Origin of the sequence: Lacticaseibacillus parakribbianus (assembly GCF_025490915.1) — a bacterium.
Classification (GTDB): domain Bacteria; phylum Bacillota; class Bacilli; order Lactobacillales; family Lactobacillaceae; genus Lacticaseibacillus; species Lacticaseibacillus parakribbianus.
Genome location: NZ_JANQBA010000009.1, coordinates 64,551 through 79,541, shown reverse-complemented (window position 1 = coordinate 79,541; position 14,991 = coordinate 64,551). Strand labels below are relative to the sequence as shown.

The following is a 14,991-nucleotide window of genomic DNA, read 5'->3' as shown; positions in this document are numbered from 1 at the left end:
GCGGCCGCATGGGCGACCCGCAGTTGCTGGATGACTACATTCGGATGTATTTTGAAACCTTCAAAAACATCGACGACCTGATCAACGCGCCGATGAAGGCGGATGGCCTGTCCTTTGAGCAGTTCTTCATCATGCACGACCTGGCGGCGGGCCACCAGCTGGCGATGACCGAGATTGCCCAGCGCCGCGGGGTCACCCGGGCCGCCATTTCCCGCCAGATCAAGGCGCTGATGGCCCGGGGGATGATCACTCAGGAGCGGCACGTCGCCGACCGCCGGCGGCTGCCGCTGGCGTTGACGGCAAGCGGCGCCGCGGTGGTTGAACGACTGGATGTCACCATCGCTTTGCGCTTCGAACGCTGGGTGACCATCCTGGGCGAGGCGGATGCCCGTGAGCTCTTGCGCCTGCTGCAAAAAGTCGGCGACAAGCTGATGCGCTCGACCAGTACAAGTTAAGACCTGCGCCAGCCGACTCCCCCCGGCTGGCGCTTTTTTGATTACCGGCCGGCGCCACAAGATTGTTCGGGCGGCCATTGCCATACCGGCCAGGCGTGGTAAGCTGAACTTATCAACGAAGGATGGTGCGTCAGATGACCCTTACCGTAATTGCAACGTTGCTGGTCGCCGGGCTTTTCGCCGGGCTCTTGAGCTCCATGGCCGGCCTGGCCAGCCTGGTGTCGTACCCGGTGCTGTTGGCGCTGGGGGTGCCGCCGGTGTCGGCCAACGTGACCAACACTGCGGCCCTAGTGTTCAACGGTATCGGCTCGGCGGTGTCATCGCGCCACGAGCTGCACCGCTACCCGCAACTGGCGCTTCAGGTCACCGCCTGGGCGTTGGCCGGGGGCCTGGTCGGCAGCCTGGTACTGGCCTTCGCGCCGGCCTCGAGCTTTGAAAAAGTGGTGCCGTTCTTGATTTTGCTCGCCGGGTTTTTGATGCTCGGGTCGATGCGGGTGCCGACGCATACCAGTGCCTTCACCGGCCGCAGCGGGCTGGTCATTCGCGACGTCGCCGTGTTCTTAGTCGGGGTCTACATCGGCTACTTCGGGGCGTCGGCCGGGGTGATCATGCTGGCGATTCTCAGCCTGACGCTGCCGGTGACCTTCGCTGAAACCACGGCGATCAAGAACTTCGCGGCGCTTTGCACCAACCTGATTTCGCTTGTAATCTACGCCTTCACCACCAAGATTTACTGGCTGATGGTGATTCCCCTGGGGATTGGGATGTTTGGTGGCGGCCTGCTCGGTCCGATCGTTGTGCGGCACGTGCCGGCGGCGTGGCTGCGCATCGGGGTCGCGATCGCGGCCTTTGGGTTAGCCGCCTACCTGTTTTACACCGCCTACCTCGCGTGAGCGGGCAATCAGAAAGGAAGTTACGTCATGACAACAGATAAAGAGTTGATGGTGGCCGGCAAGCTGTACTACTCCGGTGGCGCCGAGCTAACGGCCGGCCGGGCCCGGGCCCGGGAGCTGGTGTATCAGTTCAACCAAACGGCGCCAGCGGCGTTCGCCAAGCGCCAGGCGGTGCTGCGAGCGCTTTTCGACTGCCCCAGCGGCGACGCCTACGCGGAGGTGCCGATTCGCGTGGATTACGGCGAGAATGTTCACGTAGGCCGAAAGTTTTACGCCAATTATGAGTGCATCCTGTTGGACATCGCGCCGATCACCATAGGCGATCACGTGATGTTTGGACCGCGGGTGGGGCTCTACACCGCCGGCCACCCGCTGATTGCAGACATTCGCAACGAGGACCTGGAGTACGGCCACCCGATCACCATCGGGGATAACGTTTGGCTCGGCGGCAACGTCACGGTTTGCCCCGGGGTCACCATCGGTGCCAACACGGTGGTGGGGGCCGGGGCCGTGGTGACCCACGACCTGCCGGCCAACGTGATGGCCGCCGGCGTTCCTGCCAAGGTGCTGCGGCCGATTACCGAGGCGGACAAGGCCGACTGGGCCAGCCAAAAGGCCGAATACGAGCGGCTGATGGGGCCGGTTTCACGGGGCTAGGCGCCGCTAACTTCCGCCGCGGCCGGGCCGTCGTGACGCGGTGGCAACCGCCGCGGTCAGCGGCTTACAAGAAAGATTAGGAAGCCCAAAAAATATACTTGTTTTATGGTTCACGGCGGGTTACAGTATCTTGTGGGGTTTGAGCGAACGCTCGTTTTGTTGAGCGGATTTGACACCAAATTTCTAAACCAATAGAAAAGAGGCCACTCGAAATGAAGGCAAATGAACCGAAGAAGAAGCGCGAGGTCCTGCACTTTGCGGAGGAACCCGGGCAAAAGAGTTTGGATGAGGTGAACGGCAGCGTCGAGGTGCCCAAGAACGCCGGGTTCTTCCGCACCTTGATGGCCTACACCGGCCCGGGCGTCCTGATCGCCGTGGGGTACATGGACCCCGGTAACTGGATCACGTCAATTGCCGGTGGCGCCCAGTTCCAGTACCGGCTGCTGGCCGTCGTCCTGCTGTCCAGTTTGATCGCCATGCTGCTGCAAAGCATGGCCGCTAAACTGGGCATCGTGACGGGCAAGGACCTGGCGCAGCTGACGCGCGAGCACACCGGCAAGGTCTCAGGCTTTCTGCTGTGGATCGTCGCCGAACTGGCCATCATGGCCACCGACATCGCCGAAATCATCGGCTCGGCGATCGCCATCAAGCTGCTGTTCAACATTCCGTTGATCGTCGGCATCATCATCACCGCCGCAGACGTCTTGATCTTGCTGCTTTTGATGAAGCTGGGTTTTCGCAAGATCGAGGCGATTGTGGCGACCTTGGTCACCGTCATCTTGCTGGTGTTCGCCTACGAGGTGTTCCTAGCCAGCCCAAGCGTCACCGGCATCCTGGAGGGCTACATTCCGGTCAAGGAGATTTTGACCAACCACGGCATGCTGTACCTGACGCTTGGGATCGTCGGCGCGACCGTGATGCCGCACGACTTATACCTCGGGTCGTCGATTTCTCAGACCCGCAAGGTTGACCGCAGCAATCGCGACGAGCTCGCCCAGGCGGTGCGGTTCTCCACGATTGACTCCAACCTGCAGCTGTTCTTGGCGTTCATCGTCAACTCGCTGCTGCTGATCCTCGGGGCCGCGCTGTTTTACGGCACGAACTCCGACCTGGGCCGCTTCGTCGACCTGTTCCACGCGCTGAGCGACTCCCAGGTGGTCGGCGCCATCGCCAGCCCGGTGCTGTCGATGCTGTTCGCCGTCGCCCTGCTGTCGTCCGGTCAAAGCTCGACGATCACCGGCACCCTGGCCGGCCAGATCATCATGGAGGGCTTCATTCACCTGAAGATGCCGATGTGGGCCCAGCGCCTTTTGACGCGGCTGCTGTCCGTGACCCCGGTTTTGGTCTTTGCCATCTACTACCACGGCAACGAGGCCAAAATCGAGGACCTGCTGACCTTCTCGCAGGTGTTCCTGAGCGTCGCCTTGCCGTTCGCGGTGATTCCGCTGGTGGCGTTCACCTCCAACAAGGACCTGATGGGCGAGTTCACCAACAAGACCTGGGTGCGAATTTGCGCCTGGACCGCGACTTGGGTGCTGATCGCGCTGAACGTCTACCTGATTCTTCAGACACTGGGCATCGTGGGTTAGCTGCGCTGCTACAAAAGGCGATTGCGCCGGCCGTTGTGACGGCTGGCGCAATCGCCTTTTGTGTTTCGCCAACGCGGTGGAAGCCGAGCGACGCCTTGGCGTCAGAATCCGACGCGGCCCCAAACCATCCGCGCCGGGCCGTTCGGGCCGTCGCCCGTTCGGACTGGGCTTAGCGGTGCGAGCCGCTTTGCGGGTTGTCCTGCCCGTAGTAGGCGGTGCTGCCATGCTTGCGGTAGTAGTGCTTGTCCAGCAGGTACTGCGGCACGTGGCTGTCCTTGTGGCTGAGCATCAGCGCGTGGTAGTCGATTTCGGCCACCACCTCCAGCACCTTGGCGTTGTACACCGCCTGGGCCGGGGTGGGGCCCCAGGCGAAGGGACCGTGCTGCGCCACCAGCACCGCCGGCACCGCCAGCGGGTCGCGCTTATCGGCCCGGAAGGTCTCGACGATCGCTTCACCGGTTTCGGCCTCGTAGGCGCGTTGAATCTGGGCCTGGCTCAGCGGCGCGGTCACCGGCACGTCGCCGTAGAAGGTGTCGGCGGCCGTGGTGTTCAGGGCCGGCACCGGCAGCCCGGCGCTGGCGAAGGCCACGGCCCAAGGCGAGTGGGTGTGAACGATGCCGCCGATGTCTTGAAAGGCGTTGTACAAGACGACGTGCGTCGGCGTGTCGCTTGAGGGGTTCAGCTTGCCTTCCACCACGCGGCCCTGCAGGTCGACCACCACCATGTCGGCCGGCGTGAGCTCATCGTAGGCGACGCCCGACGGCTTGATCACGAACAGGCCGGCGTCGCGGTCGATGCCCGAGACGTTGCCCCAGGTGAAGGTGACCAGGCCCAGCTTGGGCAGCTGCATGTTGGCGTCATAGACGTCTTGTTTCAATTGTTCGAGCATTCGAATTCCTCCGTATCACTTGACGGCCGCCGTGCAATAAACTTGAGCTTCGGCGAACCATGGGTTAAAATTTATCCGCATCTATCAAAGGAGACACGAGCTTATGGAAAAAAAGTACCAGGCCGTGACGGCCGCCATCCGTGACTGGCTTGAACACGGGCAGTACGAAGACGACGCGAAGCTGCCGACCGAAAGCGCGTTGATGCAGCAGTTCGGCGTCAGCCGCCACACCATCCGCAAGGCGCTGGGTGAGCTTGAGGCCGCCAACTGGGTTTACCGGGTTCAAGGCGCCGGCACCTTCGTCACCGCCAAGGCGAAACGCACCGTCGCCCAGCCGCCGCGCGGTACCGTCGCGGTGGTCGCGACCTACCTGAACGACTACATTTTTCCGTCGATCATCGCCGGGGCCGAGCAGGTGCTGCGTCAGGCCGGGGTGTCTTTGATGCTGGCCAGCACCCACAACGACCCGGTACTTGAGGCCCAGACGCTGGCCACGCTGGCCGCTAATCCCGTGTCGGGGGTGATTATCGAGCCCAGCCAGTCGGCCTTTGGACTCGCCAACCGCGCCGGGTACCAAAAACTGCTCGCCGCCGGGGTGCCCGTTTTGACCATCAACGCCAAGGCGGCGGATCTGCCGATTCCAGCGCTTGTGATGGATGATTTTGAAGGCGGCCGCCTGGCGACGCAGTACTTGCTGGCGTGGCACCACGTGAACTTGCTGGGGGTGTTCAAAACCGATGATCGGCAAGGCGTCGACCGCATGAACGGCTTTGTCACCGCGCTGCAGCAGGCAGGGGGGCCAAGCACCGGCAGCTTCCTTCAGTACCGCACCGAAACCCCGGCCACCGCGCTTGAAGGCCAGCTGCAGCAGGTGTTGAGACGCGCCGACCGGCCGAGCGCCGTCGTGTGTTACAACGACGCGGTGGCCCAGCGCGTCGCGACCGTGGCGCAGCGGCTGGGGCTGGCGGTGCCGGGCGACCTGTCCTTGATTGGGTTTGACAATGCCGGGCTGACCACCGCCGGCGGCGAGGCGCTGACCTCGATTGCCCACCCTAAGACCCAGATGGGCCAGGATGCAGCGGCGCTGATGCTTAAGCTGCTCGCCGCCAAACCAGGTGCCGCAACGCCGCAGTCGCGGGTCTACCCACCGGTGGTGGTCGCAGGCGCGTCGGTGTCAGACCTCGGCGCCTAATTCATTGGGTGTTGCACCAGGCGCGTCGCCACTGACGCGCCTGTTTGTGTTTCCGGCTGCGCGGCCGTGGCGGCGCTGACGCGGTGATCACTGCGGGGGCTTGCGTGCGGTCGGGTCGTTGCGCCCGGTTGCCGATCACGACCACGCCGCGTGAAGCGGCAGGTCGCGGCCGGCCAGGCGCTGGGCAGGCAGGCCGCGCTGGTACTGGGCGATGTAGCGGTCGAATCCGGCGGCGCCGGTTGAAGTCGGCGCAAGCGTGGTGCCGGTCACGCCTTGAAAGACGCGGTGCGTCAGGTAGTCGTTCAGGTCCCCGTGGCCGCGCGAATCGCGCGTGAACGCCGCCAGCACGGCAGCGCCCCAGGCGCCGCCTTCACCGGCGTTTTGCAGCACCGTGATCGGCGTGGCCAAGGCGTCGGCCAGGGCCTGCTGGGCGATTTTAGGGGTGCGGAACAGGCCGCCTTGGGCGACCAAGTGCGTGGCGCGGATGCCTTCCGCCGCAAACAGGCGGTCGTTGCCGATTTTGAGCGGCGCGAAGGCGGCGAACAGCTGGCTTTGAATGAAGTTGGCCAGGGTGAAGTCGGCGTCCGGCGTTCGCACCGCCATCGGCCGCCCGGCGGTGACGCCCGTGATGTTTTCCCCCGACAGGTTGGCGTAGTTCAGCAGGCCGCCGGCATCCGGCGCCGCACCTTGGACCAGCGGCAGCAGCTTGGCGTAAAGCGCATCCGCAGGCAGTGACACGCCACATGCGGTTGCGACCGCCCCGAACAGGCCCATCCAGGCGTTGAGGTCGCTGGTGCAGTTGTTGGCGTGAACCATCGCCACCGGGGTCCCGGTGGGGGTGGTCACACAGTCGATGTCTGGCGACACCGTTTTAAGCGGCCGCGCCAGCACGGTCATGGCAAAGGCCGAGGTGCCGACCGAGACGTTGCCGCTGCCCGGTTCGACGCTGTTGGTCGCCACCATGCCGGTGCCGGCGTCACCTTCCGGCGGGGCCATCACCGCACCGGGTTGCAAGACGCCGGTGGGATCGAGCAGCCTGGCCCCGGCCTGGGTCAGCTGGCCGGCCGGGGTGCCGGCGGTCAAAGGCCTGGGCAGCAGGTCGCGCAGCGAAAGCGGGTAGCCGGCCGCCTGGGCCAGGCGGTCGAATGTGGCCAGCCGCTCCGGGTCGTAGTCGCCTGTTGCGGCCAGCGGGAACATGCCGGACGCGTCGCCGGCACCCAGGACCCGTCGACCGGTGAGCCGCCAGTGGATGTAGCCGGCCAGCGTGGTCAAAAAGGCGATCCGCGGCACATGGGTCTCGCGGTTTTGCATCGCCTGGTACAGGTGGGCGACGCTGAAGCGCTGCGGGATGTTGAAGGCGAGCGCGGCCGATAGCGCCGCGGCGGCCGGGGCCGTCGTGTTGTTGCGCCAGGTGCGAAACGGCATCAGAAGCCGCTCGGCTTCATCAAAGGCCAAGTAGCCGTGCATCATGGCGCTGATGCCGATGGCGGCGACTTGCGTCAGCGGCTCGCCCGTCGCGGCCAGGCGCTTGGCCGCAACCTGCGCCACGCAGTCTTGGATGCCGCGCCAGGCGTCGTCCAGGCTGTAGGTCCAGTTCCCGTCAATCAGCTGGTTGGCCCAGGCGTGGCTGCCGGTGGCCAAGGGGCTGGCTGAAGCATCGATCAGCACCGCCTTGATGCGGGTGGAGCCAAGCTCGATGCCTAAGCTGAGGCCTGCGGTGGTCTCTTCACTCAGCATGGCGACCCTCCAGCGTGTTGTCCAGGTCGACGAAGGTCAGCGCAAACAGTGCGGCGAGGTCCGCCAGCTGGCCCATAGTGAGCGTGGTGCTGAAGACGGTGTGGTGGCCGCCGCCGTTTTGAATCCAGGCGGTGGCGCCGCGGCGCAGCCCGGCCTTGGGCGTCCAAAGCTGCCGGGCAACCGGCAGGTGTGGGGCTTCGGCCTCGGCCGCCTTGGCCACAACGCGGTAGCCGATCAGGCGGTATTCGTCGCCGAAGTCCGAGACGGTGACGTCAATCGCGTCGCCGACCTGGCCGTCAAAGACCAGCCGTGCCGGGTCTTTGCGGTCACCGATGCCCAGCGGATGAACCTCAACGCGCGGCTTGGTGGTCGCAAGCGTCGGGTCGACCTCCAGCATATGGGAGCCCAGGATCACCTCGTGGCCCGGGCGCAGGTCCAGCGTGTAGTCCTCCATGAAGCCGGTGGCCTGGTTGCGGCTGGCGATTTTGAGCAGGCGATCAAGCGCCGCGGTCTTCCAGTCGCCTTCGCCGGCGAAGCCGTAGCCCTCGCGGTTCAGGAGCTGGACGGCCAGGCCCGGCAGCTGCTCAATGCCCCAGAGGTCCTCGAAGTTGGTGGTGAAGGCCGAGTAGCCGCCGCGCTCTAAGAAGCGCTGCAACGCGATCTTTTCCTTGAGCTGGTAGCGGACCTGCTTTTCGTAAAACGCCGGGTCGTTGTCACCGACGACCAGGTCGTAGCGGGCCTTCAGGTCGGCGTACTCAGCGTCGATGTCGGCCTCGTCAACGCGGGCCATCTCGTCCACCAGGTCACCGATGCCGTAGTAATCGACGGTCCAGCCCAGCTGAATCTGGGCTTCAATCTTGTCACCCTCGGTCACGGCGACGTTGCGCATGTTGTCGCCAAACCGTGCGACCTTGATGTTGAAGCTTTCGTTGTAGGCGACGGCCACAGCCATCCAGTCGGCGATCTCCTGCTGCACCGTCGCGTCACCCCAGAAGCCGTAGACGACCTTGTTGTGCTTGCGCAGCCGGGCGTTGATGAAGCCGTACTCGCGGTCGCCGTGGGCGCTTTGGTTGAGGTTCATGTAGTCCATATCGATGGTGGCCCACGGAATGTCTTGGCGGAACTGGGTGGCCAGGTGCAGCAGCGGCTTTTGGAGCAGCTTGGTGCCGCGGATCCAGTTCTTGGCCGGCGAGAAGGTGTGCATCCAGGTGATGACGCCGGCGCAGGTGTCATCGAAGTTGGCCTCCTTCATGCCGCGGGTGATGGTGGCCGCATCGATGGCGACCTCCTTGAAGACGACCGGGTAGGGCAGCGTCTTGGCGGCGTTCAGGGCGTCGACGATGTGTTCGGCGTCGTCGCGCACCTGCTGCAGGTCGGCCTCGCCGTACAGGGCTTGGGAGCCGACGATGAACCAGAAGCGATAAGACTCAGTTTTGAGCATGATTTGTTCTCCTTGGTGGTCGCGCGGACCGGGATATTGGTAGGGCTTTCGTCACGATACTAGAATATTTGTCCGGATAAGTCAATCGCAAGCGGCGATTACGTACAAATCGTCTCGGCAATCACCGCTGGAGATTACTACCGAAAATGGCCGGAATGGCTGCACGGTCAGCGATTCAATGCCGAATTTGCGAGGCACACACTTGTATTTTTGACCGCAAAAAGCTAAAATTTGTACGGATGTGAAGGACCGCGAGTGCGGTCGCAAAGCAAAATGTGACCGCTGCCATTGGGCGGCGGTGCGAGGAAAGGGAATAACTCACATGGCAGATTTTCGACAATGGGCGCCACACGCGCCGATGGGCTGGAACAGCTGGGATTGCTTCGGGGCCTCGGTCACCGAGGCCGAGGTGCGGGCCAATGCCGACTACATGGCCGCCCATCTGCGGCCCTTCGGCTACAATTACGTGGTCGTGGATATTCAGTGGTCCGAGCCGAACGCCGATGGCTGGGCCTACCACCCGTTCACCGCACTGACGATGGACGACCAGTGCCGGCTGATTCCGGCGCCCAACCGCTTCCCGTCGGCGACCACCGGCGGCTTCACCGCGCTTGCGGCCTACGTTCACGGTCTGGGGCTGAAGTTTGGCATTCACATGATGCGGGGGATTCCGCGCCAGGCGGTTCACCGCGACCTGACCTTTGGCAACGGTCGCTACCGGGCCCGTGACGTCGCCGCCAACAACATCTGCCGCTGGAACAGCGACATGTACGGCCTGGACATGACCCAGCCCGGGGCTCAGGCCTACTACGATTCGGTGATCGCGCTTTACGCAAGCTGGGGCGTCGACTTCATCAAGTGCGATGACATCGCCGACTCCACGCTGTACGGCATGTTGAAGCCGGAAATCATGGCGCTGCGTGCCGCCATCGACAAGACGGGGCGGCCGATGGTGCTGAGCCTGTCGCCCGGTCCGGCCGACATCAACGAAGGGGCCTTTTTGCAGCAAAACGCCAACATGTGGCGGCTGACCGACGACTTTTGGGACACGTGGCCGCAGCTTGCGGGGATGTTCCCAGTCGCCGCCAAGTGGGCGCCGTTCGTGCGGCCGGGCAGCTGGCCGGATCCGGACATGCTGCCGCTCGGCGCCATTTTGCAGCGGCAAGGCGGACCGCGTTCGCGCTTCACCACCGCCGAGGCGCAAACCATGCTAACGTTGTGGTCGCTGCTTCAGGCGCCGCTGTTTCTCGGCGGGGACCTGACGCACAGCGGCCCGGAGGAGGCGTTGTACACCAACCCCAAGCTCCTGGCGATGCGTCAGGACCTGAAGGGGGCCTGGCAGCAGTCGGCAGACGCCGCCCGGGTGACGTGGCAGGGCCAAGGGACGGCCAAGGCGTACACCGCGGTGTTCAACCTGTTGGACGTCGCCGTGCCGCTGCCGGCCGCGATCGGCGAACCCCTGTGGGCAGGCGACGCCATTGCACCGCATGGGGTGGCCGCCTGGGCCACGCCGCGAAGTTAAGTACAAAAACTGCCTTGTCGCTGAGACAAGGCAGTTTTTAGTGCGTTCTGGCAACGCCGGCCGATCCGCCGGCGCATAAAAAAACACCCACCGCGGTGGGTGGGTGCTGATTGTCAGACCAGGCGCTTGCGCAGGGCCCCGGACAGCCAGTCAACGGCTGTGACCATGATGATGATGCCGATCAAAATGATGCCGACACGCGACCAGGAACGGGTTTGAATCGCGAAAATCAAAGGCGTCCCGACCCCGCCGGCGCCGACCATCCCCAGAATCGAGGCGGAGCGAATCGCCAGCTCGAAGCGGTACAGGGTGTTGGAGACGAATTCCGGCAGCAGCTGCGGCAAGGAGGCCAGGATGGTGACATCCAGCCGGGTCCCGCCGGCCGCGGTGACGGATTCGCCGGCACCGTTGTCCATGTTTTCAATCGCTTCGGAGAACAGCTTGGCCAACATGCCGACGCTGTGGAAGCCGACGGCGAGCACCCCGGCGAAGGAGCCGGGGCCCACGGCCTTGATGAACATCAGGGCCATGACGATTTCTGGGAACGTCCGGATCGCGGTCAGCACGAACTTCCCGGAGCGAGACGTGAGCCAGAACTTGTTTTTGGTGTGGGCCGCCCAAAAGGCGAAGGGCAGGCTGATGATGGCGCTGATGAAGGTCCCGAGAAAGGCGATGCCCAAGGTTTCAAGCAGGGCGTGGGTGAGGTCTTCGCCGTCGCCGGTCCAGACGTACGACCAGTCCGGGTGAATCAGGCCGTTGAGCATGGACTTGGCCACGACAACGGCGTTTTCCTTGAGCTCGAAGCTCGGCATCCCGGTGAAGGACCAGACGATCAGTACGATGACGGCCGCCCAGCCCAGCCAAAACGGCCAGCGGTGCTGCGCCGGCTGTGCCGGCAGTTTTTTCATGTCTGTCATAGCAAGGCCTCCCGCATTTTACCACTGGTGTAATCGATCAACAGCACGACGATGAAGATGACCAGAACCATCAACCCTACGCGGTCGTAGCGAAACATCGATAAGGCTTGCTGCAGGTAGACCCCGATCCCGCCGGCCCCGAGGTACCCGAGGACGGTGGAGGCCCGGACGTTGATTTCAAAGGCGTACAGCACGTAAGAGACGAAGTAATTGGCAATCTGCGGCAAAACCGCGAAGCGAATGATCTCAAGCCGCCCGGCGCCGGCCGCTCGCACGGCCTCAAGCGGTCCGGGGTCGATGGTTTCGACGGCTTCGTAGAACAGCTTGCCGACCATGCCGAAGGTGAAAATTGCCAGGGTGATCACACCGGCAACCGGGCCGATGCCGACCACGGCCACGAAGAGGGCCGCGAGCATCAGATCCGGAATGGTCCGGACAATGTTCAGGATGAAGCGGAAGACGCCGACCACGATCTTGTTGGTCACGATGTTGCGGGCGACCAGCAAGGCGTATGGGAAGGCCAGCACCGAGCCGATCAAAGTCCCGATGACGGCCATCTTGATGGTCTCGATCATCGGCTGGAAGACGTAGGTGGTGTAGGACCAGTCCGGCTGGCACATCTCAACGAAAATCTTGGTGAACTCCCCGAAGTTTTCGAAGAACTTGCCCATGTGAGCGTCGGTGATGAACGCCGACCAGATCAGGCCGACCACCATGACGATGGTGAGTACCCATTTTTGCCAGGGGAAGGCACGTTTTGGTAAGGTCATCTTAACCCTCCTCTTCGCCGCTGTAGATCTGGGCCATTGTCGCGTCGTCGGCCTCTTTGACCGGGCCGTCGAAGACCTTTTCGCCGGCGCGGATGCCGACGATGCGGGTGCCGTACTCTTGGGCGAGTTCGACGTTGTGCAGGTTGATCAGAACGGTGATGCCCATCTCCTGGTTGATCCGGCGCAGGTCGTCCATCACGCGCTTGGTGGTCTGCGGGTCGAGGCTGGCGATCGGTTCGTCGGCCAAGATGATGCGCGGGGCCTGAGTCAGCGCCCGGGCGATGGAGACGCGCTGCTGCTGACCACCGGACAGCTGATCGGCGCGGGTGTAGACCTTGTCCTCAAGCTCGACGGTCTGAAGCGCCTCGTAAGCGCGTTGCTTGTCCGCCTCGCTGAACAGGCCGAACATCATCTTCCAAGTCGGGTAGTAGCCGACGCGACCGGTCAGGACGTTTTTCAGCACGGTGGCGCGACGCACCAGGTTGAAGTTTTGGAAAATCATCCCGATCTTGCGCCGAATGTGCAGCAGCTGCTTCCCACGTGCCTTGGTGATGGACTCGCCGTCGATGCGGATGTCCCCGTTGGAGATATCGTGCAGGCGGTTCACGGCACGCATGAGGGTACTCTTACCGGCACCACTCAGGCCCACGACGACAACGAATTCGCCAGGCATGATCGTCAAGTTGATGTCTTTGAGGCCAACGACCCCATTGTCATAAATCTTGTTGACATGGTCGAATTCAATGACGGGCTTTGGTTCTGACATGTGTTTTCCTCCTGAAAACGCGGCCACGCATTTGATCGTGGCCGCGTCTAAGTATTGCCGCAAAGCGGCGTCGTGATTGCTCACGAGAATTGTTTATGTAACGCCCCGAACCCCGGGGCGGGGGGATCTGGCGCGGTCAGTGCCAAGTCTTAGTGTACTACTTAGAACCGCGCTTGGCGATCACTTACTTACCGGTCTCGGCAATCTTGTCGTACTTGCGCACGATGTTGAAGTTGGAGTCCTTGCCGTTGACGTAACCTTCGTGGGTGTAAACCGAGGAGATGATCGCGTGGCCCTTCTTGGACTTGACGATCTTCTTGAAGGCCGCGGCTAACTTCTTGCGGAAGGCGGTGCTCATGTCGGAGCGAACGGAGATGGTGTCGTTCGGAATCGGCTTGGTGAAGTAGATCGGCACAACCTTGTCCATGATGTCTGGGACATCCTTCTTGACGATGGTCCGCGCGTCTTCGAAGACGAAGGCGGCATCGGTATCGCCGTTCAGAACGGACATGACGCCTTGGTCGTGGCCCTTAACGGTGACCAGCGTGTCATCTTTGGCGATGTCCACGCCTTTTTGCTTGAGTTCGGCAACAGGCCAGATGTAGCCGGCGGAACTGGTGACGTCTTGAACCGCAATCTTCTTGCCCTTGAGGTCCTTGTAAGACTTGATACCGGAACCCTTCTTGACGATGATCATCGAGCGGTAGGAGTCGACTAGCTTGTCGGTGTTCACCCCACCCGGCTGCTTGATGCCGAAGCGCTGAGCCTGCAGCAGCACGTCTGCGGCGCCTTGCTTGTGGGCGACCACGTAGCCGTCGGGTGGCAGGAAACCAACATCGACTTGTTTGGAGTCCATGGCTTCAACAATCGAGTTGTAGTCGGTCGAAACAGAAACCTTAACCGGAATGTTCAGTTCGGCTTTCAGGAGCTTTTCCAGCGGCTTGGCCTTGGCCTCGATCGTGTCGGCCTGAGAAGAAGGTACGAATTGAATGTTCAATGACTTTGGCGTGTAGTCCTTGCTGCCCTTATCGGACGAGCTCGACTTGCTGCTGCAAGCGGCAAGGGATGCAGCGGCAAGAAGGAGCGTGCCGGTGACGGCAAGTGTCTTCCAGATCTTCATTCTATATGGTCCCCCAGTAAGTTATTGTCTGTGCAATTGCGCAGCTTTGGCAAAATCCGAACGATATGTATCTGGTGCCGATGATCAGGCGGCGAAGTCCGAATTTCAACTGCCAAGAGCAGTATAAAACGGGATAAGGTTAAATTCAACCGCAACTTCGCGCAATTTTCAAAAAATGTTCGGCAAGAACCGAACGTTTCCACAATTTCTTCAATATTCATTTACTCAGATATTGTTTTTGAAACCGCAACCGATTTCATTTTCACGGTGCCACGACCGGTCCGGCGCCACACAAAAGGCCCGGCAAAGGGGCCGGGCCGATTCTCACTGTTATTTATTTAATGGAAGAAAGCGGCTTCACGCCGACACCAGCAGCGCCGGGCGGCCGGTGAAGTAGCCCTGAATCAAGTCGGGATGAAACCGTGCGGTGATGAAGTCGTATTCGGCCTGCGTCTCGATGCCTTCGATCGCCAGCAGCTTGCCGTTGCGGGTGGCCTGATCCGCCCAAAATTCAAGCGCCGGCAGCACCTGCGCCAGGCAGGCGAAGGGTCTCAGGTTCTGCAGGGCGAACTTGTACTCTTGCACGTCGCGGTTGAGCAGGAGCATCAGCGCGGAATCGTTGGCCGCCGTGCCGACGTCGTCCAGCACCACGGTGAAGCCGGCCGCCGCGAAGCGGTGGGCGGCGACCGCGAGGGCCTGGGTGGAGACGCTGGAATCCGGACGTTCCGTCAGCTCGATGTACAGGGCAATCGGGGTTGTCGCCTGGGCGCGGGCAATCGCGGCCAGGTAGGCGGGATCGATGAACTGGCGCCGTTCGAGGTTGAACGAGACCAGCCGCACACTGGCCGGGAGCCCGGCGACGGTGTCGATCAAAAGCCGCTCAAGCGTGGCCGCGGTAATCGCGTTAAAGTCGGTCGGCAGCCGCCATTCGTTGCCGACGCGCTGACGCATGAACAGCTCGTAGCCGACCGGCCGGCCGCTTGCGTCGCTTGGATTGAACTTGGGTTGGCCAAAGAATTGAAGCATCGCCGAGACTCCTTTCA

14 protein-coding genes are annotated in these 14,991 nt (G+C 62.5%); 6 read left to right on the top strand and 8 right to left on the bottom strand.

Annotation, left to right across the window (positions count from 1 at the left end):
• The first annotated feature begins 8 nt into the window (after positions 1-8).
• The 4 genes from NUH19_RS08805 to NUH19_RS08790 all read left to right on the top strand — a co-directional run bounded on the left by NUH19_RS08805 (position 9) and on the right by NUH19_RS08790 (position 3,594).
• Positions 9-455 carry a MarR family winged helix-turn-helix transcriptional regulator gene (locus NUH19_RS08805; protein ID WP_262316185.1) on the top strand — a complete coding sequence of 149 codons (447 nt, stop codon included), beginning with the start codon at positions 9-11 and terminating at the stop codon, positions 453-455.
• Between the two features lie 134 nt (positions 456-589).
• Entirely contained in the window at positions 590-1,348 is a 759-nt protein-coding gene (locus NUH19_RS08800) for a sulfite exporter TauE/SafE family protein (RefSeq protein ID WP_262316184.1), read from the top strand.
• 27 nt (positions 1,349-1,375) lie between these two features.
• Positions 1,376-2,005 (top strand): sugar O-acetyltransferase, encoded by a 630-nt coding sequence (locus tag NUH19_RS08795; protein ID WP_262316183.1) that lies wholly within the window; start codon positions 1,376-1,378, stop codon positions 2,003-2,005.
• A gap of 212 nt (positions 2,006-2,217) precedes the next feature.
• The gene (locus NUH19_RS08790; protein WP_262316182.1) at positions 2,218-3,594 is read left to right on the top strand and encodes an Nramp family divalent metal transporter; all 1,377 of its coding nucleotides are present in this window, start codon (positions 2,218-2,220) and stop codon (positions 3,592-3,594) included.
• Between the two features lie 169 nt (positions 3,595-3,763).
• Here NUH19_RS08790 and NUH19_RS08785 read toward each other — a convergent pair whose 3' ends face one another.
• Positions 3,764-4,483 (bottom strand): L-ribulose-5-phosphate 4-epimerase, encoded by a 720-nt coding sequence (locus tag NUH19_RS08785; RefSeq protein WP_262316181.1) that lies wholly within the window; start codon positions 4,481-4,483, stop codon positions 3,764-3,766.
• Between the two features lie 103 nt (positions 4,484-4,586).
• On the opposite strand from NUH19_RS08785, the gene NUH19_RS08780 reads away from it, so the two are divergent.
• Positions 4,587-5,675, top strand: a complete 1,089-nt coding sequence (locus tag NUH19_RS08780) for a GntR family transcriptional regulator (protein WP_262316180.1) — start codon at positions 4,587-4,589, stop codon at positions 5,673-5,675.
• A gap of 135 nt (positions 5,676-5,810) precedes the next feature.
• Here the strand turns inward: NUH19_RS08780 and NUH19_RS08775 are convergent, their stop codons facing one another.
• Together NUH19_RS08775 and araA are read right to left on the bottom strand one after the other, a co-directional pair.
• Entirely contained in the window at positions 5,811-7,412 is a 1,602-nt protein-coding gene (locus NUH19_RS08775) for an FGGY-family carbohydrate kinase (protein ID WP_262316179.1), read from the bottom strand.
• Complete coding sequence (gene araA / locus NUH19_RS08770; protein WP_262316178.1) at positions 7,402-8,853, bottom strand: L-arabinose isomerase; 1,452 nt, start codon at positions 8,851-8,853, stop codon at positions 7,402-7,404. Before araA ends, NUH19_RS08775 begins: the two co-directional genes overlap by 11 nt.
• Before the next feature lie 322 nt (positions 8,854-9,175).
• Here araA and NUH19_RS08765 point away from each other — a divergent pair, with 322 nt between their 5' ends.
• Positions 9,176-10,375 carry a glycoside hydrolase family 27 protein gene (locus NUH19_RS08765; RefSeq protein ID WP_262316177.1) on the top strand — a complete coding sequence of 400 codons (1,200 nt, stop codon included), beginning with the start codon at positions 9,176-9,178 and terminating at the stop codon, positions 10,373-10,375.
• A 113-nt stretch (positions 10,376-10,488) separates the two neighbouring features.
• Here NUH19_RS08765 and phnE (NUH19_RS08760) read toward each other — a convergent pair whose 3' ends face one another.
• From phnE (NUH19_RS08760) to NUH19_RS08740, 5 genes are all read right to left on the bottom strand, one after another.
• Positions 10,489-11,292: a phosphonate ABC transporter, permease protein PhnE gene (phnE, locus tag NUH19_RS08760; protein WP_262316176.1), complete on the bottom strand. Its 804-nt coding sequence runs from the start codon at positions 11,290-11,292 to the stop codon at positions 10,489-10,491.
• The gene (phnE, locus tag NUH19_RS08755) at positions 11,289-12,062 is read right to left on the bottom strand and encodes a phosphonate ABC transporter, permease protein PhnE (protein WP_262316175.1); all 774 of its coding nucleotides are present in this window, start codon (positions 12,060-12,062) and stop codon (positions 11,289-11,291) included. The genes phnE (NUH19_RS08760) and phnE (NUH19_RS08755) overlap by 4 nt, the downstream gene beginning before the upstream one ends.
• A gap of 1 nt (position 12,063) precedes the next feature.
• Positions 12,064-12,828 (bottom strand): phosphonate ABC transporter ATP-binding protein, encoded by a 765-nt coding sequence (gene phnC, locus NUH19_RS08750; protein WP_262316174.1) that lies wholly within the window; start codon positions 12,826-12,828, stop codon positions 12,064-12,066.
• A gap of 184 nt (positions 12,829-13,012) precedes the next feature.
• Complete coding sequence (locus NUH19_RS08745; RefSeq protein ID WP_262316173.1) at positions 13,013-13,948, bottom strand: phosphate/phosphite/phosphonate ABC transporter substrate-binding protein; 936 nt, start codon at positions 13,946-13,948, stop codon at positions 13,013-13,015.
• Between the two features lie 357 nt (positions 13,949-14,305).
• Positions 14,306-14,974 carry an EAL domain-containing protein gene (locus NUH19_RS08740; protein WP_262316172.1) on the bottom strand — a complete coding sequence of 223 codons (669 nt, stop codon included), beginning with the start codon at positions 14,972-14,974 and terminating at the stop codon, positions 14,306-14,308.
• Positions 14,975-14,991 lie beyond the last annotated feature (17 nt).

What these genes read in the sequence shown, in the direction of transcription:
- phnE (WP_262316175.1), bottom strand. Translation starts at nt 12,062, where the DNA reads ATGACCTTACCAAAACGTGCCTTCCCCTGGCAAAAATGGGTACTCACC.
- phnC (WP_262316174.1), bottom strand. Translation starts at nt 12,828, where the DNA reads ATGTCAGAACCAAAGCCCGTCATTGAATTCGACCATGTCAACAAGATT.
- araA (WP_262316178.1), bottom strand. Translation starts at nt 8,853, where the DNA reads ATGCTCAAAACTGAGTCTTATCGCTTCTGGTTCATCGTCGGCTCCCAA.
- NUH19_RS08805 (WP_262316185.1), top strand. Translation starts at nt 9, where the DNA reads ATGGGCGACCCGCAGTTGCTGGATGACTACATTCGGATGTATTTTGAA.
- NUH19_RS08785 (WP_262316181.1), bottom strand. Translation starts at nt 4,483, where the DNA reads ATGCTCGAACAATTGAAACAAGACGTCTATGACGCCAACATGCAGCTG.
- NUH19_RS08780 (WP_262316180.1), top strand. Translation starts at nt 4,587, where the DNA reads ATGGAAAAAAAGTACCAGGCCGTGACGGCCGCCATCCGTGACTGGCTT.
- NUH19_RS08775 (WP_262316179.1), bottom strand. Translation starts at nt 7,412, where the DNA reads ATGCTGAGTGAAGAGACCACCGCAGGCCTCAGCTTAGGCATCGAGCTT.
- NUH19_RS08740 (WP_262316172.1), bottom strand. Translation starts at nt 14,974, where the DNA reads ATGCTTCAATTCTTTGGCCAACCCAAGTTCAATCCAAGCGACGCAAGC.
- NUH19_RS08800 (WP_262316184.1), top strand. Translation starts at nt 590, where the DNA reads ATGACCCTTACCGTAATTGCAACGTTGCTGGTCGCCGGGCTTTTCGCC.
- NUH19_RS08795 (WP_262316183.1), top strand. Translation starts at nt 1,376, where the DNA reads ATGACAACAGATAAAGAGTTGATGGTGGCCGGCAAGCTGTACTACTCC.
- phnE (WP_262316176.1), bottom strand. Translation starts at nt 11,292, where the DNA reads ATGACAGACATGAAAAAACTGCCGGCACAGCCGGCGCAGCACCGCTGG.
- NUH19_RS08745 (WP_262316173.1), bottom strand. Translation starts at nt 13,948, where the DNA reads ATGAAGATCTGGAAGACACTTGCCGTCACCGGCACGCTCCTTCTTGCC.
- NUH19_RS08765 (WP_262316177.1), top strand. Translation starts at nt 9,176, where the DNA reads ATGGCAGATTTTCGACAATGGGCGCCACACGCGCCGATGGGCTGGAAC.
- NUH19_RS08790 (WP_262316182.1), top strand. Translation starts at nt 2,218, where the DNA reads ATGAAGGCAAATGAACCGAAGAAGAAGCGCGAGGTCCTGCACTTTGCG.